This is a genomic window from Methanobrevibacter sp., assembly GCF_045114555.1.
In the GTDB taxonomy this organism is placed as follows: domain Archaea; phylum Methanobacteriota; class Methanobacteria; order Methanobacteriales; family Methanobacteriaceae; genus Methanobrevibacter.
On record NZ_JBGUKT010000016.1, the window covers coordinates 50721 to 71850 of the forward strand.

Annotated in this window: 18 protein-coding genes and 3 tRNA genes; 17 read left to right on the top strand and 4 right to left on the bottom strand. The window is 32.0% G+C overall.

The window, feature by feature from the left end; all coding sequences use genetic code 11:
* Positions 1–307: 307 nt before the first annotated feature.
* Positions 308–1873, bottom strand: a complete 1566-nt coding sequence (locus tag ACJMLB_RS03105) for an SLC13 family permease (protein WP_405323589.1) — start codon at positions 1871–1873, stop codon at positions 308–310.
* A gap of 373 nt (positions 1874–2246) precedes the next feature.
* On the opposite strand from ACJMLB_RS03105, the gene ACJMLB_RS03110 reads away from it, so the two are divergent.
* Positions 2247–3371, top strand: coding sequence for a metallophosphoesterase (locus ACJMLB_RS03110; protein ID WP_405323592.1), 1125 nt, complete (start codon positions 2247–2249; stop codon positions 3369–3371).
* A gap of 703 nt (positions 3372–4074) precedes the next feature.
* Complete coding sequence (locus ACJMLB_RS03115) at positions 4075–4683, top strand: stage II sporulation protein M (RefSeq protein ID WP_405323595.1); 609 nt, start codon at positions 4075–4077, stop codon at positions 4681–4683.
* A 715-nt stretch (positions 4684–5398) separates the two neighbouring features.
* Here ACJMLB_RS03115 and ACJMLB_RS03120 read toward each other — a convergent pair.
* Positions 5399–6034 carry a hypothetical protein gene (locus ACJMLB_RS03120; protein WP_405323598.1) on the bottom strand — a complete coding sequence of 212 codons (636 nt, stop codon included), beginning with the start codon at positions 6032–6034 and terminating at the stop codon, positions 5399–5401.
* A gap of 238 nt (positions 6035–6272) precedes the next feature.
* Here ACJMLB_RS03120 and ACJMLB_RS03125 point away from each other — a divergent pair, with 238 nt between their 5' ends.
* From ACJMLB_RS03125 to ACJMLB_RS03140, 4 genes are all read left to right on the top strand, one after another.
* On the top strand, positions 6273–7076 hold the full coding sequence (locus ACJMLB_RS03125) for a hypothetical protein (RefSeq protein WP_405323601.1): 804 nt from the start codon (positions 6273–6275) through the stop codon (positions 7074–7076).
* A gap of 571 nt (positions 7077–7647) precedes the next feature.
* Positions 7648–7935 (top strand): hypothetical protein, encoded by a 288-nt coding sequence (locus ACJMLB_RS03130; RefSeq protein WP_304086391.1) that lies wholly within the window; start codon positions 7648–7650, stop codon positions 7933–7935.
* A 1-nt stretch (position 7936) separates the two neighbouring features.
* On the top strand, positions 7937–8206 hold the full coding sequence (locus tag ACJMLB_RS03135) for a hypothetical protein (RefSeq protein ID WP_405323604.1): 270 nt from the start codon (positions 7937–7939) through the stop codon (positions 8204–8206).
* A gap of 168 nt (positions 8207–8374) precedes the next feature.
* A tRNA-Lys gene (locus ACJMLB_RS03140) sits at positions 8375–8448 on the top strand.
* Positions 8449–8586: 138 nt separating this feature from the next.
* Here ACJMLB_RS03140 and ACJMLB_RS03145 read toward each other — a convergent pair.
* Positions 8587–9738 (bottom strand): chitobiase/beta-hexosaminidase C-terminal domain-containing protein, encoded by a 1152-nt coding sequence (locus ACJMLB_RS03145; RefSeq protein WP_296856423.1) that lies wholly within the window; start codon positions 9736–9738, stop codon positions 8587–8589.
* Positions 9739–9917: 179 nt separating this feature from the next.
* On the opposite strand from ACJMLB_RS03145, the gene ACJMLB_RS03150 reads away from it, so the two are divergent.
* The gene (locus ACJMLB_RS03150; protein WP_405323607.1) at positions 9918–10682 is read left to right on the top strand and encodes a nitroreductase family protein; all 765 of its coding nucleotides are present in this window, start codon (positions 9918–9920) and stop codon (positions 10680–10682) included.
* Positions 10683–10883: 201 nt separating this feature from the next.
* Positions 10884–12608 (top strand): hypothetical protein, encoded by a 1725-nt coding sequence (locus ACJMLB_RS03155; RefSeq protein ID WP_405323610.1) that lies wholly within the window; start codon positions 10884–10886, stop codon positions 12606–12608.
* 201 nt (positions 12609–12809) lie between these two features.
* Here the strand turns inward: ACJMLB_RS03155 and ACJMLB_RS03160 are convergent, their stop codons facing one another.
* Positions 12810–13583 (bottom strand): TMEM175 family protein, encoded by a 774-nt coding sequence (locus ACJMLB_RS03160; protein WP_405323612.1) that lies wholly within the window; start codon positions 13581–13583, stop codon positions 12810–12812.
* Between the two features lie 551 nt (positions 13584–14134).
* On the opposite strand from ACJMLB_RS03160, the gene thsA reads away from it, so the two are divergent.
* The 9 genes from thsA to ACJMLB_RS03205 all read left to right on the top strand — a co-directional run bounded on the left by thsA (position 14135) and on the right by ACJMLB_RS03205 (position 21079).
* Positions 14135–15745, top strand: a complete 1611-nt coding sequence (gene thsA / locus ACJMLB_RS03165; RefSeq protein ID WP_405323615.1) for a thermosome subunit alpha — start codon at positions 14135–14137, stop codon at positions 15743–15745.
* Between the two features lie 401 nt (positions 15746–16146).
* Positions 16147–16410, top strand: a complete 264-nt coding sequence (locus tag ACJMLB_RS03170) for a hypothetical protein (RefSeq protein WP_405289010.1) — start codon at positions 16147–16149, stop codon at positions 16408–16410.
* Positions 16411–16548: 138 nt separating this feature from the next.
* Positions 16549–17226 carry a class I SAM-dependent methyltransferase gene (locus ACJMLB_RS03175; protein ID WP_295606839.1) on the top strand — a complete coding sequence of 226 codons (678 nt, stop codon included), beginning with the start codon at positions 16549–16551 and terminating at the stop codon, positions 17224–17226.
* Between the two features lie 303 nt (positions 17227–17529).
* Complete coding sequence (locus ACJMLB_RS03180) at positions 17530–17796, top strand: hypothetical protein (protein WP_405323618.1); 267 nt, start codon at positions 17530–17532, stop codon at positions 17794–17796.
* 7 nt (positions 17797–17803) lie between these two features.
* Entirely contained in the window at positions 17804–18091 is a 288-nt protein-coding gene (locus ACJMLB_RS03185; RefSeq protein WP_405323621.1) for a hypothetical protein, read from the top strand.
* A gap of 123 nt (positions 18092–18214) precedes the next feature.
* A tRNA-Gly gene (locus tag ACJMLB_RS03190) sits at positions 18215–18288 on the top strand.
* 13 nt (positions 18289–18301) lie between these two features.
* Positions 18302–18375 (top strand) — tRNA-Gly (locus ACJMLB_RS03195).
* 448 nt (positions 18376–18823) lie between these two features.
* Positions 18824–19864 (top strand): hydroxymethylglutaryl-CoA synthase, encoded by a 1041-nt coding sequence (locus ACJMLB_RS03200; RefSeq protein ID WP_405323623.1) that lies wholly within the window; start codon positions 18824–18826, stop codon positions 19862–19864.
* A 54-nt stretch (positions 19865–19918) separates the two neighbouring features.
* Positions 19919–21079: a thiolase domain-containing protein gene (locus ACJMLB_RS03205; RefSeq protein WP_405323626.1), complete on the top strand. Its 1161-nt coding sequence runs from the start codon at positions 19919–19921 to the stop codon at positions 21077–21079.
* Positions 21080–21130: the final 51 nt, after the last annotated feature.

Sequence of the window (21130 nt, forward strand, 5' to 3'; positions counted from 1 at the left end):
AAAATATTTTTTAATTTAGTTGTTTTTATAAGAAATAATTAATTTGGATGGTAAAAATTGACTTAGGAGAAAGTATTCTATTTATTAAAAAAATGTAATATTTAGACTTAAAAATATAATATATAGTTAAGATTTATAAAATTACTAAAATTCTAATTTTTTAGATAATAACTTTTAAAGAGTTGAAACATATCTTTAATTAAGAAAAAATTCTTCAGATCATTTATAATGTCCATTTATAAGTTTAGTAAATTTAAAGTTCAATGAACTTAATTAAACTAATTTTTTACGATTTTAACTCCATTCATTATAGTCCCATAACAGCTCCAACAACCACAAGCACTACTGGAATAGTTATAATCACGATTCCTATTAAATCTATGATGGCTCCTGTCTTAATCATCTTTGTGATAGGGACATAGCCAGATGAGTAGACAATTGCGTTAGGCGGTGTGGAGACAGGCATCATAAATCCGAGTGATGAGGATAAAGCAATACCTACAGCAACAGGAATAGGGCTGAATCCCAGTGACAGGGCTGTAGTAATTGCAATCGGGCCAATAAGATTGGTAGATGCTGTGTTTGAAGTGAACTCTGTAAGCAAGAGTGTGAAAACACAGAAAACCGCAATGAAGAGAATCTCAGACGGATTAGATCCTATCATGCCGCTTAGACAGCTACCCATCCAGTTGGATAGGCCTGTGGTGTACATCAGTGCTCCTAGGGACAAACCACCGCCGAAAAGTAGTAGTGTGCTCCAATCTATACCTGCAACACCGTCTTTCCATTTCAGTGTCATCTCCCCTTTCTTAAGGTTAACTGGCAGGAAGAACAGTAGCAATCCACCAATTAAAGCAACTATGTGCTCTGGGAAATATCTGCTGAATGCTTTCACAATTGCGGCATCAGGGCCGTAGACGATAGTCAGTACTGCAGGTGTGATCCAAAGAATAACTGTCAATATGAAAGCAAATAGTGTATTCTTCTGTGCTTTGGTCCATTTGCCGAGCTCTTTGACATGTTCGCTGATATATGTTTCTGCTCCTTTTATGTGTTTGTCATCTGATGGGTACATACGCCATAATATGATATAAGTTAACGCGAAATAGGCAATCATTGCAACAAATCCCCACATCATCCATTGGGCGAATGATATATGTGGAGCATTAGGGGCAAGTTGCTCGAGGAATCCCATCATAATGAGATTGGAAGGTGTACCGATTGGAGTGAAGACCCCACCAATGGAACAGGCATAAGCTATCATCAGCATAACCCCTGTGGCATATTTATAATTGGAAAGGTCTATTTCCTTACCGTTTTTAGCCATCATCTCCCTGATGGCTTCAAGAAGTCCCAGTGCAATTGGGAACATCATAGCTGCTGTGGCAGTATTGCTAACCCAGCTTGAACAAACCATACATACCAGTCCTATGGCAAGGAATATGCGCTGAGGGGAGTCCCCTACCCATTTCATCGAAATGATGCCGTAAGCAATACGTTTGTCAAGACCATTCACAATCATAGCTGTTGCAATGAGGAAACTACCCATAAACAGAAATATGATTGGATTTGCAAAGTTTGAAAAGGCCTCTTTCATAGGCACAACACCAAGCATGACACAGAGTGTGGGACCAAGCAAGGATGTGACTGGGATAGCTATAGGTTCGGTTATCCACCAAATGGATACCAGTGCCATTATTGCCAATAGATGATGGGCTGGATCTGAAAGTCCATTTATTGGGAGAAACCAGAGTATAATAGCACATAACGGTCCTAAAATGGCGCCAATGATGTGACGTTTTCTGTCAAATGAGTTTTCCATTTCTTGCATATTTTCAGCAGAATCTTGACTTTCTGTTTTCATACGTATCATTATTGATTTTCATGAATCATTAAAAAGCAATGATATAAATAGAGGTTTAAAATGAATTTTATCCCTACTCAAATTCTATTTTGATTTATTTTTTAATATTTAATTATATTTCAATTATTGTTAATAAACTATTTGAATTGAATATAATAACCATTATGATGTTTTGATTTAACATTGGATAGAAGTATTAATTTATTTTATTTTAACAAAATATATTTAATTCAATGATAGCCTCAAAAGATATATATTCCTTAAAAAATATAGATATGCATACTGAAAGAGGCAATAATAATCTCTTTTTTAACAATAATCAGTATTTTATTAATTAATCTAATCATCAATTTTATTATTAATAATTATTAAAAGTGAAAATATGTCTAATGAAAAACCCTTCGGACTTACTGCTCGACAAAAGATACAAAAGGGAATGACAATCACTCGAGAAAAGATCGTACCTATAGAATTTGATGAAAGCAGATATGATATTGTTGAGGTTAATGTTGAAATCAAGGATTTAGACCCTGTTTTCCATGACTATAAAATTGTAAACCTATCTGATCTTCATCTTGGTCAATGGCTGACTGCAGAGTATTTGGAAGGTGTAATCGATATTGTAAACAGACAGGAACCAGACATGGTAGCACTTACTGGAGACTATGTTTCCTATATTCTTGATGATGTTGCAGAAGACCTTGAGAGATGCCTGTCAATGATTGAAGTTAAAGATGCATCCCTTGCAGTGCTTGGAAATCATGACCATTGGAACGGAGCAAATGAAATTAGGCAAATCTTGAAAAATGCAGGAATAATGGATGTGAGCAATGATGTCTATTCAATATCCAAGGATGCAGAAAAGGGAGTGGTTAATCTTCACATTGCCGGTGTTGACAGCATGAAACTGAATAAGGAAGACATTGATGCCGTTATGCTTAAAATACCTGAACAGGGCCCTGCAATAATGCTTGCGCATGAACCTGATTTTGCAGACATTACTGCCACTACCGGAAGATTTGCACTTCAAATATCCGGCCATTCGCATGGTGGACAATTTATTATTCCCGGACTCAACACCACAATTTTAAGAAGTGCATGTTCTCGAAAATACCCTGTTGGAGAATACCAAGTGGGGGATATGGTACAATATACATCTAAGGGATTGGGAACAAATGTTTTTTGGCTCAGAATCAATTGTGCTCCTGAAATAACAATTTTTAAATTAAAAAGTCCTGAAGCTGAAGAAAAGATTGAAAATAAGGAAATCAAAAATGTTAATCAAACATTATCAGTTAGTCATTCCAAGAAAATCTTCCCAACAAGGGATGATGTTGACAATTTCCTAAATATTGATGATATTAGCGAATTTATAGAATCAAAAAGAAAAAGAATTCCAGAGTATATGGAAAATAAAACAGACAACATTAAGGAAAACATAAACGAGATTCCGAAATATATCGAAAATAAGACAGAGGAAATAAAAAGCAATTTAAAGTTTAATTGAGTTCATAAACCAAGCTTTAAAACGCTATTATAAAAATCTTTTACAAATTTAGTTGTTTTTGTTTTTATGAAGTTTTGTGAAACTTTGGTTTAATGAAATAATTTAAACCTCGAGCAGATGAAGGACTTGGGAGTAAGATTTGAATTCATTATGCTAACTATTGCATTGAAGAAATGACAACGGATATTTCGGATATCAGTTCAAGTGGAGAATTTTCAAAGGAAATTCATGATTTTTTATTAAGCATTGAAGAATTCATAAGGGGTAGTGCTCTTTAAAAATAGAAAATTATAATATATAACATTTTATTAAGCAAAATAAGCAATGGAAATTAAAAGTAAATAATGAAGATTTAAGTTTAGATTTGATTAAAATAAGTTGATTTCAGTAACCCTCTTCATCAGCTAAATCAAGGTCATCAGGATTTTCAATAATGTATCCGCATTCATGGCATTTATATTGGTGTAATTGATCTCTTCAATAGCTTCAGAACCGCATCTTGGACATCTTACCATATTCGCCCCTCCTTTTATATGTTGTATATTATTTAATGTCGATTAAATAAATATTTTTTCTAATAGATATTGAAAATAATAATTTTTGTTAAGTTAACTTATTGCTTATCCTAAAATAATAATTTATATACTCTAAAAAAAACAAAACTATATTTATGAATATTCTAGTTCAATTAAAAAACTTATTAATGGAAAGCTTAATTGAAAATAAGAAACTCATCATTGGGTTATATGCACTATTTATCATAGTGTTTATGATTGCTTGGATTTATTCTTCATCTCATGCAGCAGAAGCGATAAGCACTTTAAATGCAGCCAATGATACAGCAAGCTCTATGGGGCTAAGCACTACTGTAAGTCCAGTGGATCTATTCATCACCAATGAGATGGGTGGAATCGTCACTTATATTGCATCAATTTTCTTTGGAATTTTTGCAATTGTTGGATTATTATATAATGCACTTAATTTAGGCGCTCTTGGACCAATAATGGGATATTTTTCTCCTGGAGGAAGTTTACAGTATATCATATACCTTATCCCTCATGGAATATTTGAAATAACTGCAACTGTTCTTCAGTCTGCAGCAGGAATATTGCTCTTTATGTTTATTTATAGATTCATAATGGCAATTGTTGGAAAAGAGACTCGTGGGTTGTCTGAAAGCTTTGAAAAAGCCAAAAAACCATTGATTCACAGTTTGGTGATAATGGTCTTTGCTACAATTCTATTGCTTATAGCAGCACCTATTGAAGCATATATTTCAGTTCCAATATCTGAGCTTTTGCTTGGAATTTAATTAAAGCTTTTTTTATTGCTTTTTTATTTTTATCATTAGATTTAATCTAATGATCCATTTATTTTATTTTTTTCCCATATTCCTATCATGCCAAAACAATTCTCTAATTTTATATTATTTAATGTGTGAAAAGTTTACTATTTATGGTTTATAATAATTTAAGAGTATTTTGCTCTTATTTTTTAGAGCAAAACATAAATATTAAATAATTGATTAAATCAGTAACTGCAATGTTCACATATCATTTTTATAAATGACAATTAAAATTCTCATGCCATTACACAAGCAAGAAAAACGGCAGTTACAGAAATTATGGCTAAGTAGGTTACTTGACATTTAAGTATATAGTTCAATTTCATTTTTACACCTCATGATTTTCGGAAACATGTAATTCCTATTTTCTAGTATATTGGAGAACATATATAAAGATTTGCGTATGTAAGCGCTTACTTACATCTTAAAATAGAAAATAATACATTATTTGGGCTTAAAATAGAAAAATAATGAGGATAAATTGATAAAATTAAAAAATATGGAAAAATGGCTAAATGGACGATTTGGGTTTTGAATATCATTCCAATAGATAAATGATTAGATGGATGAATGATTAGAGGAAATTGCAGTAGAATTCTAAGATGTAACTGGAGTTATGAAACCTAAATAAAATTATTGTACTAACCCGTATTTAAGTAAGGTCATTGACCTGTATTTGGACTTAATTATACAATGCATCATAATCAATAAACTCTTTTTTCACATTAACATTATCAACATCCACTCTTTCACTGTATATGCACTTGCCGTAATCCAAATGGGTTCTGTACACTTCAAATATTGCATAATCTGCCTTTTCATCCAAATGCACTTGGTATGGCACATCTCCAAGATAGCAAGTTCCCACATAGTTGCTGTCATTATATAAGACTTCCCCATTTTTTGAGTAGAAGATAACATTTATGGCATGTGTTCCAAAGCTTCTCTGATTGTATGTGATCTCATATCCCTTTTCTGTAGAAATCTTTGAATCATACTGGCTTGAATGAATGTATCTGGTGATTTTCAAATCATCTACGATGACTGAGCTAGCCATGGAATTGGTGACTGCAGGTACAATGACTGTTGCTATAACTATTATCGCAAGAACGATTAGAATTCCTGCAAGACAATATTTTCCAGAGTTGTCATTTTCAGAGCCAGCATTCTGGTTGATGGATCCATTTCCCGCATAACTTCGGGGATAGTATCCTCCGACATCAGAATCATCATAATTTCTTCCATACATCTTTTCTGCATCGTTGGCTCCATAGTGATAGTCTGCATTCTGCATGAAAAAGTCATCATCACCAATCATGATTTCCCCCATTCGTTCTTTTGATTAATTCTATTTTCATTATAAGTATTTATTTTTTTACATTTCTATTTTTCTAAATGGTTAAACCACTTAATTAGTTTAGCAAAATACTTATTTAACGTTTCGTAAAATAAGATTATAAAGAATATTTACATAATATTTTAAATTTTAATAGTTAAGTTTATTTTTTATAAGAAACTTTTTTAAGAGTTTTATTTTTTTTAAAGAGGATTATCATATGATGGAAATTCATTGCAAGGATTGCGGAGGCAATAAGTTTGCCAGAAAGGAAGAGATGTACATTTGCACTTCCTGTGGCAGAGAGTATTCCGCATTTGAAGTCATAGAGCTTACGGATGATGTGATATCTGACCAAAAGACTTTCGAATCAAAGAAAGGATCCATAACTGAAAAGACTAAGGATTTCCATCCTAAAAAACCCTTAAGCTATTATGAAGCTGCTTTAAAAAGAAATCCTGAGGATTATGATGCTCAATTGAATATAATTTACCTAAAAGCTGATAAGGCTAAAGTCACTGAAATAATTCCATATATTAGAAAAATGACCAATATATCCCCTAAAATATTGAAGTCAATACAGGATAGTCATTTGGATGAGGAAAAAGAAATGGAAGCAATTTGGGAAGTAGGTGGCGTATTTCAGATAACTGCAGTCACTTTCAAGAATTCTGGGGATGCAAATACAAGGAAAATGGCCAATGATGCCTATGCCCAAAGAGTCAATAAGGAATGGTATCTTCGCATTCTCGAATTGACTAAACTGTTTTTCACTTTTGGTGATGATTTGGAAAGCGTATTTGATGGCAAGTATAATGATTTGGCTGTAAATTCATATAAGACTGGAATTTGGTATTATCTGGATATAATTAAGCTTGCAGAGGATCAGGAGGTTCATATTAAAAAGATAAGGAATTATGAAGAGAAAATAAGATTGGTTGAACCTGATTTTGAGTCTAGGTTGGATCTTAAAGTTGGTAAAAACAAGGAATCCTTCTTTGGAAGATTATTGTCCAGAAATTAGCATTTTTATTTTTCCTTAGTTTTCATAAGATGAATCTTAAATTTTCTTTTTAGTTTATTTTAACACTTTACATTATATTGTTCCATATGTATTTCATGTTTTTTTCACTAATATATTGTCAGTAATGTCTTTTTCATGTGATGCCAATTGTTGTTTTGTTTCTTGTTTTTTGCCCAAATAAAATCTTCCCATTCATTCTATGAATATCTGCTTTTCATTATTTGATATTTTTATCATGAATAATATTTTCTCATTCAATTCATGAACTCATTGTAATCCATGATAAAAGATATTGCCAATTTAATGAAATGACTTTTCTTCTAAAATTTAATTTTAAAATTTCATTGAAAGATTGTTCCATTTATTTAGCCTACTCTTTAAACAGGTGTTTTTTGAAACTTATGAAAGAGAAAAAAATTATATATGCCCTATAATAAATAGGAATATGTAAAAATTAAATTTTTTAATAATGAGATGGGTATTGTGTTCATTGAACTTTAAATGGATTTTACATGATACTGATCTCATTAATAAGAATTTGAATTTTCAATTGATTTGACGGAGAAATTTTATGTTGGAAGAATTCATGCCTTTTGTAGGCCTAATTATTTTTGGAAATATAGAAAACCTTATTTTGGCATCGCAAGGTGTTGTTGCAGGTGTAAATCCTAAAGTTTTAGGATTGTTGAGTATTTTTGCTGTCGTTGTATGGCTATTTATAGGATTTGTTGCAACTGATGTCGCAATGCAATATTCCCAATACATCACATTCCTTGGTGGACTAGCGATTGTAATATTAGGTATCATATCCATCCGCGATGCAGTTCATCATATCTCAGAAACTAAAGGAGATGCATAAGATGATAAATTTAAGAGATTATGCCCAGTTTACAGGACTGCTCATCTTTGGGAACATTGAAAACCTCATCTTGGCATCCCAAGGTGCTGTAGCACATGTAGACCCATTTATATTGTCCATATTGAGCCTGATTGCAGTGGCCATATGGCTGTTGCTTGGAACATATGGGACAAAACTGGCTATCAAATATGCAGACTACATTGAAATATTCGGTGGAGTGGCCATCATAGTTTTAGGTATTCAATCCATGCTTGAAGCTATGGGGTTATAATATTTCTGCCTCCCCTTATCTTTTCTTTATTTATTCTATTTTCTTAGTTTCAATCTATTCTTTTTAGAAAAATTTTGGTGCAAAGAACAAAAAATGTTGGTGCTAAGAACAAAATAGTTAAATAATTTAAAGTATAATATAATATTGTTTTTTTATAATTTTTCAACCGGGCCCGTAGCTCAGTCTGGCAGAGCGCTTGGCTCTTAACCTTGTTGTCGCGGGTTCAATCCCCGTCGGGCCCGTTTTTTATTAATTCTTTTTTCTATTTTTTTACTTTTTTTCACATTCACAAATAATGAAATAAATTAATCTAACTTAAAAAATTAATAAAAAATAAAAAGAAATTAAAAATTAATAAAAATAGGGTTAAAAATTAAAAATTAATGCTTAAAAGTCAAATTAACTTTATTTAAAGCTTTAATATATTTGTCTGCATATTTTTGTTTAAGATTCTTTGAATAAGAAGCCTCTGTTTCATAAATATAAGAAACAATACCCTTATTTGCTATAGGAACAGTTATGTAAGCAGGACTTGAGCCTAATTGAGGATCAAACCTTTTTATGTGTGGTGCCAATTTAAGCAATCTTTTTAAATAAGTCGAAGACTTATTATGGAGTTTTTTAGATATTTTAACACTTTTAATTTTTTTATTTGAAATCATGTGAATAAATCGAGGATACTTGTATCCGCTAAGCCTGTAGTTTGTTTCATGGATATCAGTTACTATTTGAGGATTTTCTTTAGATATGTCCTTTACAACATATTTTTGACCCAGAACCTGACCGTTCATTCTGCTTTTAGAATAGCTGTTCTTATCTTTAGTCACATGAATGTAATACAAGACAAATCTTCTATTTAATTTTCCATTTTTGTTTTTCAGGCTTTTTTGCATCGCTTTATGCATTCCATTCTCTTGAACATGAACTCCAACAATTAGGGCAATGGTTTTGGTTGAGGATAAATTGCCATAGTACAACTTTTCAACATAGCCTTTTGTAGTTTTACCTAAAATCCTTTTATATGTGAATATTTTGGATTTGGTTCCATCATTAGCGAGAATGAAATATTTCAAAACCTTATTTGAAGATAAAGTGATATTATTCTTGAACTTTTTACTGTTTAGAGTAGGATTCTTGCCGTCTGTGGTATAATAAATAATTCCTTTCTTATCTGATTTTAGCTTTATAACTGTTTTTTTGGATTTGATTATCATTTTATTAATCCATACGCGAGGGGCCTTTTTACTGGCTAATGTGGAATTATTAGATACAATAGGTGTGCTTTGATTAGTTGAAACAGAATTGCTGTTCCCTTCACTTGATGAAGAATCATCTATACTTAAATCACCAGTCTCTTCAATGTAGTTTGAGGGCTGTGTATTATGATCAATAACAGGAATATCTCTTGAATCATCTGCTATGCCACTATTTTCAGCACTTACTGTTGCAATGGAACATAGCAAAGATAAAATGATTAGAATTAATAACAGGAATTTTTTATAAGACAAGATATGGCCTCCAATTAATATCATTAAAAATAGTTTGTTTAAACCTATATAAATAAATGTTTCTAGTTAAATAAAAAATCATTAAAGTTTTCTAATTCTAGGGTTTTATTAAACAAAATAATAACATATTTAAATTTTTATCATCAAATTATAATAAGATGTTTATAAATTAATAAATTAGTTGGAACTAAAGAGGTAAAAATATGAATCCTATTTTAATTGATGATGAGAAATGTATTGCATGCTCCTCTTGCATAAATGACTGTCCTAATTCATTCATTTATTTGGAAGATGGCAAAATAGAAACACATGACAAGGGTTGTATGGAATGTGGGCATTGCTATGCCATTTGTCCGGAAGGGGCCATTAAAATGGCCAATTATGATTTCACTGATGAAATGGTAGTGTCTATGAGGGAAATTGATGAAGATACTCTTCTAAATGCAATGAAAAGCAGACGCACTATACGGCAGTTCAAACAAATTGATGTGGAAGATGAAAAAATCAATATGATTTTAGAAGCTGGAAGATATGCGCCAACTGGTGCAAATTCTCAGGATGTTAAATATACAATTCTTGGATCCAAACAGGATGAAGCTGAGGAGATTTGCGTAAATCTGTTTAGAAAAGGCAAAAAATTAGGAAATCTAAGCAGCTATTTGAGAAGAATTGAGGTGACGGATGATTTCTTCTTTAAGGGAGCTCCATTGGTTATAGTTGTTTCAAGCAAAAGCAATATAAATGCAGGTCTCGCAAGTGCATATATGGAAATAATGGCTAACAGCATGGATCTTGGAGTTTTATATAGTGGATTCTTTGTAATGTGTTCAAAATTAAGCAGAAAGCTTAGGAAACTTATTGAATTGGAAAAAGGCTATGATGTAGTTTCATGTATGGTAATAGGTTATCCTAAGGTCAAATATCAAAGAATCGTACCTCGTAAGGATTTGCAGGTGAAAAAATTATAATTTTCAATGGCTGTGTTTGTATTAAATGAATAATCTTTAAAATTTTCTTGTTTTTTAATCAAAACTTAAATACTTATGTAATTTTAATTCAATTTATGCAAATACTATAAATAAAAGTTTAAACATATTTTAAATTGATATAGTTTTAATTAGAGATTAATCTATTTTGATTAACATTAAATTAAGTTATCAAGTGATAAAATGAGCTTTGAAAATTCAAATGATATGGATAAATTGCAAAAATTGGTAAAATCTTCTCTTTTAGAAATCAACAAACTTAAAATGGAAATCGTTCAATTGAAAGAGGAGCAAAATTCTTTGAAATCTAGTGATGAATTCGAAACATTAAAAAGCGAATCCGAAGAACTATTAAATGAAAAGGATGCTGAAATTTTTGATTTAAGAGAAAAGCATGAAGTTGAAATCACAGATTTGAAGAATAAGCATGTGGCGGAAGTTTCAAATTTAAAACTTAAACATCAAGAAGATTTAACTGCTAAAGAAAATGAAATTTCCGATTTAAAAACTCGTTTTGATGATGATTTAAAAAGCAAAAGCCTTGAACTTAGCGACTTTTTAGCTAAATTTGACAATGACATGAAAGTCAAGGATGATGAGATTGCAGACATCAAGGCTAAATATCAAGCTGATTTAAATACTAAAAACTATGAAATAGAAAACCTTACTCATTCTTTAAATACAAACATTGGAGTGTTGAACAGATCCAAGGACCTATTGAATTCAAAGGATGAAACAATCAGGAACTTGTCTGATAAGGTTAATGAACTTACTGACCTAAACGAATCTCTTTCTAAAATGAAGGAATCCTTTGATGAGGAATTCAACAGTTTCAAAACATTGGAATTAGGTCAGGCAAATCTGAAGTTAAAAGAGGCATTGAATGAAGTCAGCTTTAAGGATAATGAAATTCAAGCCATCTCCAATGACCTTAAGATTGCAAACAATAAGAACTCCGACTTGCAACGTCAGGTGAATGAAGCGAAGAATAAGGAAAATCAGGCAAACCTTAAATTGGCAAATACCTTAACTGCACTTGATGAAAAGAATATGGAGATTCAATCACTCAATTCTCAAATCGCTTCTCAAAATGAAGAGATTCTCGACTTGAAAAATAACCTTGTAAATAAGGATAATCTTGTAGCATTGCAAAGGGAACTTGATTCCCGTGATGTAGCTATCCGTGAAAGAGATGTCCAAATCAGCTTATTGAAGGACAAGTCTGTTTCCCGTGAGGAATATGCTAAGTTGCAAACCGAACTATCCAAGAAGGACTTGCAAATCCAAAGGCTCAATGAAGTCAAGGATTTATTCTTTGAATTGTCCGATAACACATTCCTTGAGGACCAATCTCATGATGGCATAATGAACAAGACATCTGCTGGCGATAGGGAATTAATGGAATTGAATGACATTAAGAAAGAGTTGGAATTGGCTAAGGAAAATAATCTTAAGATTAGAGCTGTAGAAGAGCAAGATTTAGAAAAAATCGCTAATTTAATAGATTCTACAGGATCTCAATCTTCTGACCTTAATTTGGAAGATTCCCTTAATGAGCTTAATCAAAGCAATGTTGAAGAGGTTGCAAAATTAAAACAGGAGCTTGAAGAGTACAAGTCTTCAGTTGCAGAACTTGAGAAATTCAAATTCGTTTACGAAAAATTGACTGCTCCGCAATTGAATAACCTTAACTCAATTCAATCTCAAATCTATCATTTGCTTCCTGAAGATGAAGCTATGGATACATTATCCGTCAAAGAGTATCTTAATGATATCGCTTTCAAGAACCTTTCATTTGGTAACACCAAAAATATTCTTAAGAGTTTAGAGAGAAAAGGTTATGTTGAAGTAGCTAAAAAGGAAAATGATGTATTCTTCTGGCAAAAGCTTCCTTTACCTGAAGAATAATTAATTTTCCTTTATTTTCTTTTTTTATTATTTTTTAGTTTTATTTTCCCATATGCTTATTTTTATGGTGGTTTTGGATTTCATGTAATTTTTAAAATTTTCATGAAATCGTTTTTTCTTATTTTTTTCTATTTTTAATACCTTTTGTTAATGCCCTTTTTTAATACTATATTTTTTCTAATTCCTCTATCATACTCTTCATCATACTCGTTTCATCATGTATTGAATATGTCTAATTGTTGAAATGATAGGTACCAATAGGAACAGATAAATAAAGTTAGGGTTTACGTTAAAGTCCAATAGGTTTACAATAACTGTGGCTCCCATAACGATATACAATGTGTTGTATACATGTTTCTTGTCTTCTTCACTTGTGTATTCCTCAAGGAATCCTCTTTTATGGGCATAATAGAACATTAATAAGAAGAACACTACAACTGAAAGGATATTTAATCCAAAGATCACATTTGACAAGAAGAAGTGTGAATAGTTTCCGATTATGGATGTTGTAAATGGTATGAAGCATATGTTGGCTAAAAAAAACATATTCAACCATATATAAGGAATATTCAATTTTTTTATTTTCATAAACTCATGATGATAAAGCCAGAATGAAGCCAATAGTATAAAACTAACAATTACCACTCCAGCAACTGATGAGATGGAGCCGATAAAATCTATAAATCCTGTATAATTGACTATTTTCTCTTCCGGCAATGCCATCCCAAAAATCAAAAGGGTCATTACTATACTGAATATACCATCAGTAAGTCCCATTAGTCTTCCAGGATCAATATCAAGGTCTTTTTCAAATGCATCTACGAATCTTTGGTAAGTGCTGATTCTCTTATGGGTTCTTTCAAGTTTTCTTATTTCTTCATCGATGTTCTCTTCATTGATATTTTCGCTGAATTTATTTTTTCTCTTTGCATCTTCAAGTTTTTCCTGAACTTTTACAGCTCTATTTTCATCCATTTCCTCTATTTTCCGATTAATCTTTTCTTTCAGACTTTCCAATTCTTTGTATTTTTCATCAAGATCTGCATTGTCATAATCATTAGGTGGATTGTGATTTTCAATTCCTTCATTTACTATAAAATCACCTCCAAGTCAATTATAATTACTTAAAATTTTGTTTATCTTATTATAATAATATTTTGGAAAATATGCTTAGCTCATCATGCCTTTTTCAATTGTTTACCGCAAAGGAACTAGTGTTAACTGCAAAGGAACTTTCAATTTTAATATATTTTTGTAACTAAATTAAATTTATATTATTTTGTTCATATTTTTTTAAAATAATTATAATTTTATTCAATTTTTATTCCTTTTTCTATATTTTTCTTTAAAATAATAATTTTCCAAAAATTCATCATAAAAACAAAAACTTTATATATTACTTTAAACCCATTGTTATTATAGAATAAATATTATTAAATTAGTTGAATCTATCAATGATTTAAATTAACTTATATTTATTTAATCTATCAAAAAAATTATTTATTAAAAAAATTGAGGTGTATAGAATGGCACAAGGTCAACCTATTTTCATTTTACCTGAAGGAACTAACAGATTGTTAGGTAGAGATGCTCAAAGAACCAACATCTTAGCAGGTAAAGTATTAGCAGAAACTGTAAGAACCACTTTAGGTCCAAAAGGAATGGACAAAATGTTAGTGGATGGACTCGGAGACATTGTAGTAACCAATGACGGAGTTACTATCTTAAAAGAAATGGATATTGAACACCCTGCAGCAAAAATGCTCGTAGAAGTTGCAAAAACCCAAGAAGACGAAGTTGGAGACGGAACTACTACTGCAGTAATCATTGCTGGAGAACTCCTCAAAAAATCTGAAACTTTATTGGATATGGACATTCACCCAACCATTATTGCTATGGGTTACAGACAAGCAGCAGAAAAAGCACAAGAAATCTTAGATGAAATTGCTATTGAAGACATTTCCCGTGACATGTTAGTAAAAGTAGCTATGACTGCTATGACTGGTAAAGGAACTGAAAAAGCTCGTGAACCTTTAGCAAACTTAATCGTAGATGCTGTACAACAAGTAGCTGACGATGGTGAAGTTGACACTGATCACATTAAAATCGAGAAAAAAGATGGTGCAGTAGTGGAAGAATCTACTTTAATCCAAGGTGTAATCGTAGACAAGGAAAAAGTACACCCAGGTATGCCATCTGAATTAAAAGACGCAAAAGTTGTTTTAATCAACTCTCCTTTAGAAGTTAAAGAAACTGAAGTAGATGCTGAAATCAGAATCACTGACCCTGCTCAAATGCAAGCATTCATCGAACAAGAAGAACAAATGGTCAGAGATATGGTTAACAAAATCGCTGATGTCGGTGCAAACGTATTATTCGCACAAAAAGGTATCGACGACTTAGCACAACACTACTTAGCTAAAGCAGGAATCATGGCTGTAAGAAGAGTCAAAAAATCTGACATTGACAAATTAGCTAAAGCAACCGGCGCTACCGTTGTATCCAACTTAGATGACTTAACCGAAGCTGACTTAGGTCACGCAGGTTCTGTAATCGAGAAGAAAATCTCTGGTGACGACATGATCTTTGTAGAAGAATGTCAAGAACCTAAAGCAGTAACCTTACTCGTAAGAGGAAGTACCAAACACATCGTTGACGAAATCGACAGAGCTGTTGATGACGCAATCGGTGTAGTGGCTGCTACTGTAGAAGACGGTCAAGTTGTAGCTGGTGGAGGAGCTCCTGAAATCGCTATGGCTAAAAAACTTAAAGAATATGCTCAATCCATTAGCGGAAGAGAACAATTAGCAGTAACTGCATTTGCAGAATCCTTAGAAATTGTTCCTAAAACCTTAGCTGAAAACGCTGGTTTAGACAGCATTGACTCTTTAGTAGACTTAAGAGCTGCTCACGAAAAATCTGCTTACATGGGATTAAACGTATTCACTGGCGATGTTACTGACATGAAAGAAGAAGGTGTTGTAGAACCTAAACGTGTCAAAAAACAAGCTATTCAATCTGCTTCCGAAGCTGCTGAAATGATTTTAAGAATCGATGACGTAATCGCTTCCAGCGGAACCAGTGCTGGCGACATGCCTATGGACCCAGGTATGGGCGGTATGCCTCCAATGATGTAGACCCAGCTTTTCCAGGCCTACGGCCTGAAAAACCTGGACCAAAACTCTTTCCTATTCAGGTAGGAGTTTGATCTTTAACAAATGAACCTTTTTTAAGGTTTATTTCTTTTCTTTTTTTTACTTTTATTTTTTTAATTTCTACTTATTTTCTAATATTAAATTTATTTTCAATTATTCATTTTTCAATTTAAAATTTCTCATTGGTTTTACATATTAAACTATTTCTAATAATAATGCTTATTTTTTAATATATTAAACTATAAATAATTTATTTTTAATTTAACTAACTAATTACTGTCTATTTTTAATATTACTTTTCAAATGCTCTTTGTTTATGTTTATATTCTTTAAAAATCAATCTTTATTCAAGAATATTTTTAAAATGTAAAGGATTTGATAAAATGTCTTTGGAAAATAAAAAAGATTTGGTAAATAAAAAAGAGCATAATGGAGAAAATTATAAAGAAGATAAGTATCTGAAAAATAGCATTGATTATGCTTTCGATGAACCTTCTCAATTAATGGGTGACGGGGATAATGAAATTCCAATTGATCTTGAAGAGAATGATTTGAATGAATTGGCACTATTGGGGTTTTTCAATGATTTCACATTGGTTGATATAGGCATTCATGAGTTTATTAGAGAAGTTTATTTTGAGGAGTAATCTTCTTTAATTTTCCTTTTATTATTTTAACATTTCATTAAGAGATACTAAAATTTATTAAGCATGCAATCAATATTATTATTGATAAGATTATATCGATAAATTAGTATTGAAAAATGATTGATGAGGAGTAATAAAATGGCTGATAATGAAAAAAATATTAGAAGTGAAGAAGAGAAGGAACTGATCATTAATGCCCGAAAACCTGTTGGCGAATTGGGAGATAAATTATTGGATAGGATGAATGAAAGTCATGAAAGCCTTGCTCAATGGGGTGTAAGCCATTTGGATATTCTAAAGGATGATGTTATTTTAGATATTGGTTGTGGTGGAGGAGTCAATGTTGAAAGATTCCTTAAAATGACTGAAAATAAGGTTTATGGACTTGATTATTCTGAAATAGCTGTGGAGAAATCCACAAAGTTAAATCAAAAAGCTATTGGCGAAGGAAGATGTGAGATTATTCAAGGGTCTGTCTCTGAACTCCCATTTGAAGACAATACCTTTGACATAGTAACTGGATTTGAAACAGTTTATTTCTGGCCAGACTTTGTGAATGACTGCAAAGAAGTCAGAAGAGTGTTGAAAGATGATGGAATAATGTTCATCTGCAATGAGGCAATTCCTGATGAAGAGGATGAGCGTCAAAAGGAACTCATTGATCTTTTGGATATGAAAATATTCTCTGAAGATGAATTTGATGAATATTTGCGTGAGGCAGGATTTTCAGATATTATCTGTTTCTCAAAAAGTGGTCCTGATAGTGTAGATAGGGAATTAGTCACTGGATGGCTTTGCGTTATTGCTAGAAAATAATAAAATCTATTTTTTTCATTCACATCTAGTTATTTCCTTTTATTTTTTCTTTTCTTTTCTTTTTTTCTTATTTTTTATTTTTATAAACAATTTCATATATTTTTTCTAATTTTTGGCAATAATTAATTTTTTTAAGTAAATTTTAAATATGATTAAATGTTAATAAAATATGTTAAAGATTAATTTTGATTATATTTCTTATTAATTATTATTTTTCATTGATATTTTTTTTAAATCCGTTCGGAAATAATAACTAATAAAAAATAGCAATCATTTTAATCATATTGTGTAAATGGTGATTAGATGAGTATGGCTTTATCAATTGGTTTAATTTCCTTAATAATTTTTGGAAATATCGAGAACTTAATTTTAGCTTCTCAAGGAGTAGTTAAAGCAGCAAATCCTTTAAAATTAGCGATTTTTAGTTTAATTTTTGTAACTTGTTGGTTAATAATTGGTACTGTTTGTACTCAGCAATTGGAAGCTTATGGTATTTACATTGAATTCATTGGTGGATTAGCTATTTTTATTTTAGGTATTCAATCAATGCTAGAAGCAGTTAGAGGTTAGTGATAGAATGTCTTCAATGAAAGAGTTTATAAATGAATATAAGCCATTCTTAGGATTATTAATTTTCGGAAACATCGAAAACTTGGTTTTATCCGCTCAAGGTGTTATTGAAGGAGCAAATCCTTTACTTGTTGCGGGACTAAGTTTATTAGCAGTAATCATTTGGCAGTTTATAGGTGTTTTCGGTACAAAATCCGCTATGAAATATTCCAGACACATTGAGTTTATTGGTGGATTTGCTATATTTGTTTTAGGTATTCAATCAATGCTTCCTTTGATATATCAGTTGATTTAAATTTTTAAGGATTTTCCTTATTTTAATTTAAATTATTGCCCATTTTCCTTATTTATATAATAAAAATCTTAATTATAGAAAGATTTATATATTATGTTAACTAACATTTATATGTTGTATATTGCGGTGTTAGTCCAGCCTGGTTAAGACTCTAGCCTGCCACGTTAGAGACCCGGGTTCAAATCCCGGACGCCGCACTTTTTTTATATTGCAGCTGTGGTATAGTCTGGTTATTACTTGGGCCTTCCAAGCCTACAACCCGGGTTCGAATCCCGGCAGCTGCATCTGTTTTTTTCTTATTTTTCTAAAATTTTTTTGCTATTTTTCTAGATTTTCTAGTTATTCTAATTTTTTAAAAATCATTTACAAATTTTTTAGATCCATTAGTTTTCTTTAGAAATTTTTTCACATTCTGCTTTTTTCCATATTTATTCAATGATTTTTTATTAACTTCTTTTAGTATTGCTTAATGATTCATTTTTAGCTGTTTTTCTGCTTATTTTATTAAATAAGTTTATATGTATTAAAATATAATATTATATTAATATAATCTTATAATGAATATTTTAAGTTTTTAGTCATTTTAAGTTTATATTTCATTATAAAAACAAAATAAAAGATAAAACTACTGTTGAAATTAAAAATTATATTTATTTATTTAAATTAAAATTAAATTAATAGCAATTATTAGCTATTTCAATTAAGACTAAATTATAAAATGGTTGTGATTTAATGGCAGGAATTGTTGGATATGGGGCAAATGTGCCTTCATATAGAATTAAAGTAGAAGAAATCGCAAAGGTATGGGGAGATAACCCTGATTCAATCTCAAACGGTTTAATCGTTAATGAAAAATCAGTGCCTTCATCTGATGAAGATACTGCAACCATTGCAGTTAGCGCTGCAAGATATGCATTAGCTAGAGCACAAATCGATCCTCAAGATATTGGAGCAGTTTATGTTGGTTCAGAATCTCATCCTTATGCAGTAAAGCCAACCGCTACAATCGTTGCAGAAGCAATTGGAGCTACTCCTGATATGACTGCAGCAGACTTGGAATTTGCTTGTAAAGCAGGAACTGCAGGAATTCAAGCCACTATGGGTTTAGTAGACTCTGGCATGATTAAATACGGTTTAGCTATTGGTGCTGATACCTCCCAAGGAGCTCCTGGAGATGCTTTGGAATACACTGCATCTGCTGGTGGTGCAGCTTACATCATTGGTAACAAAAACACTATTGCTGACTTTGGAACTACTTACAGCTACACTACTGACACTCCTGATTTTTACAGAAGAGAAGGTCAACCTTATCCAAGTCACGGAGGAAGATTCACTGGTGATCCAGCTTACTTCAAACATGTATTTGGAGCAGCAAAAGGATTGCTTGAGAAAACCGATACAACAGTGGAAGATTATGATTATGCTATTTTCCATCAACCTAATGGTAAATTCTACTTAAGAGCAGCTACTAAATTAGGATTCAAACCAGAACAATATAAAGATGGTCTCTTAACTCCTAATGTAGGAAACACTTACTCTGGTGCTGTTCCTTTAGCACTTTCAAATGTTTTGGATAAAGCAGAACCTGGAGATAAGATTTTCATTGTATCCTACGGTTCAGGTGCAGGTAGTGATGGATTTACCTTAACTGTAAATGACAGAATTGAAGAAGTTAAAAATTTAGCTCCTACAACTGAAGAAATCCTCTCTAAAAAGATTTACGTTGATTATGCAGTTTATGCTAAATTTAAAGGAAAACTTAGAATGGCATAGAAAGAGGATAGAGTTAGAGGAATTAATTATAATTATTATGATAAAGGTGAAAAAATGAGAGATGTTGCAATTATCGGAGCTTCCCAAACAAAATTCGGTGAATTATGGGACAGTTCATTTAGAGAATTAATTTCACAAGCTGGTCTTGGAGCTATGGAAGATGCTAATGTTAGCGGTGCAGACTTAGAGGCAATGTTTGTTGGAAACATGTCTGCAGGTCTTTTCGTAGGTCAAGAACATATAGCAGCACTTATTTCTGATAGTATGGGTATGAACCCAATTCCATGTACAAGAGTTGAAGCTGCTTGTGCATCAGGAGGACTCGCACTTAGACAAGGTATTATGGCTGTCGCTTCAGGTTACCATGATATTGTGGTATCTGCAGGTGTAGAAAAGATGACTGATGTTGTTGATGCAACTCCTGCTATTGCTACCGCTTCTGACCAAGAATGGGAAGCACAGCAAGGAGCTACTTTCCCATCATTATACGCTATGATTGCTCAAAGGCATATGTATGAATATGGAACCACTAGAGAGCAATTGGCTATGATGTCTGTAGTAAACCATAAGAATGCTTCAAACAACCCTAATGCTCAATTCCCATTTGAAATTAGTGTTGATAAAGTATTGGCATCCTCTCCTGTTGCAGATCCATTAACTTTACTCGACTGTTCACCTGTTTCTGACGGTGCAGCAGCTATTGTTATTTGTGCAGCAGAAAGAGCTAAGGAATTCACTGACACTCCTATTTATGTAAAGGCATCTGCACAGTCTTCTGGAACCATTGCATTGCACAGCAGAAAAGACATAACTACTTTAGATGCAACCATTGCAGCTTCCAGAAAAGCATATGATATGGCTGGAGTGACTGTAAAGGATATTGACGCTACTGAAGTTCACGATTGTTTCTCAATTAATGGATTGCTTGCAATTGAAGACCTTGGATTTGCTAAGAAAGGTGAAGGTGGAAAAGTTCTTGAGGAAGGACAAACCAATATCGATGGTGATTGTCCAATTAACCCATCTGGTGGTTTAAAAGCAAGAGGACACCCTCTTGGTGCTACTGGTATTGCTCAAGCTGCTGAAATCGTATGGCAATTAAGAGGAGAAGCAGGCAAACGTCAAGTGGATGGTGCTGAAATCGGTATGACCCATAATGTTGGTGGTACTGGTGGTACTTGTGCTGTTCACATATTTGGTAGAGATCTCAATTAGATTTCTACTTTCTTAACTTTTTTTATAATCTTTTTTTATTTTAGCTATTTT

What these genes read in the sequence shown, in the direction of transcription:
- ACJMLB_RS03105 (WP_405323589.1), bottom strand. Translation starts at nt 1,873, where the DNA reads ATGATACGTATGAAAACAGAAAGTCAAGATTCTGCTGAAAATATGCAA.
- ACJMLB_RS03110 (WP_405323592.1), top strand. Translation starts at nt 2,247, where the DNA reads ATGTCTAATGAAAAACCCTTCGGACTTACTGCTCGACAAAAGATACAA.
- ACJMLB_RS03115 (WP_405323595.1), top strand. Translation starts at nt 4,075, where the DNA reads ATGGAAAGCTTAATTGAAAATAAGAAACTCATCATTGGGTTATATGCA.
- ACJMLB_RS03120 (WP_405323598.1), bottom strand. Translation starts at nt 6,034, where the DNA reads ATGATTGGTGATGATGACTTTTTCATGCAGAATGCAGACTATCACTAT.
- ACJMLB_RS03125 (WP_405323601.1), top strand. Translation starts at nt 6,273, where the DNA reads ATGATGGAAATTCATTGCAAGGATTGCGGAGGCAATAAGTTTGCCAGA.
- ACJMLB_RS03130 (WP_304086391.1), top strand. Translation starts at nt 7,648, where the DNA reads ATGTTGGAAGAATTCATGCCTTTTGTAGGCCTAATTATTTTTGGAAAT.
- ACJMLB_RS03135 (WP_405323604.1), top strand. Translation starts at nt 7,937, where the DNA reads ATGATAAATTTAAGAGATTATGCCCAGTTTACAGGACTGCTCATCTTT.
- ACJMLB_RS03145 (WP_296856423.1), bottom strand. Translation starts at nt 9,738, where the DNA reads ATGATATTAATTGGAGGCCATATCTTGTCTTATAAAAAATTCCTGTTA.
- ACJMLB_RS03150 (WP_405323607.1), top strand. Translation starts at nt 9,918, where the DNA reads ATGAATCCTATTTTAATTGATGATGAGAAATGTATTGCATGCTCCTCT.
- ACJMLB_RS03155 (WP_405323610.1), top strand. Translation starts at nt 10,884, where the DNA reads ATGAGCTTTGAAAATTCAAATGATATGGATAAATTGCAAAAATTGGTA.
- ACJMLB_RS03160 (WP_405323612.1), bottom strand. Translation starts at nt 13,583, where the DNA reads ATGGATGAAAATAGAGCTGTAAAAGTTCAGGAAAAACTTGAAGATGCA.
- thsA (WP_405323615.1), top strand. Translation starts at nt 14,135, where the DNA reads ATGGCACAAGGTCAACCTATTTTCATTTTACCTGAAGGAACTAACAGA.
- ACJMLB_RS03170 (WP_405289010.1), top strand. Translation starts at nt 16,147, where the DNA reads ATGTCTTTGGAAAATAAAAAAGATTTGGTAAATAAAAAAGAGCATAAT.
- ACJMLB_RS03175 (WP_295606839.1), top strand. Translation starts at nt 16,549, where the DNA reads ATGGCTGATAATGAAAAAAATATTAGAAGTGAAGAAGAGAAGGAACTG.
- ACJMLB_RS03180 (WP_405323618.1), top strand. Translation starts at nt 17,530, where the DNA reads ATGAGTATGGCTTTATCAATTGGTTTAATTTCCTTAATAATTTTTGGA.
- ACJMLB_RS03185 (WP_405323621.1), top strand. Translation starts at nt 17,804, where the DNA reads ATGTCTTCAATGAAAGAGTTTATAAATGAATATAAGCCATTCTTAGGA.
- ACJMLB_RS03200 (WP_405323623.1), top strand. Translation starts at nt 18,824, where the DNA reads ATGGCAGGAATTGTTGGATATGGGGCAAATGTGCCTTCATATAGAATT.
- ACJMLB_RS03205 (WP_405323626.1), top strand. Translation starts at nt 19,919, where the DNA reads ATGAGAGATGTTGCAATTATCGGAGCTTCCCAAACAAAATTCGGTGAA.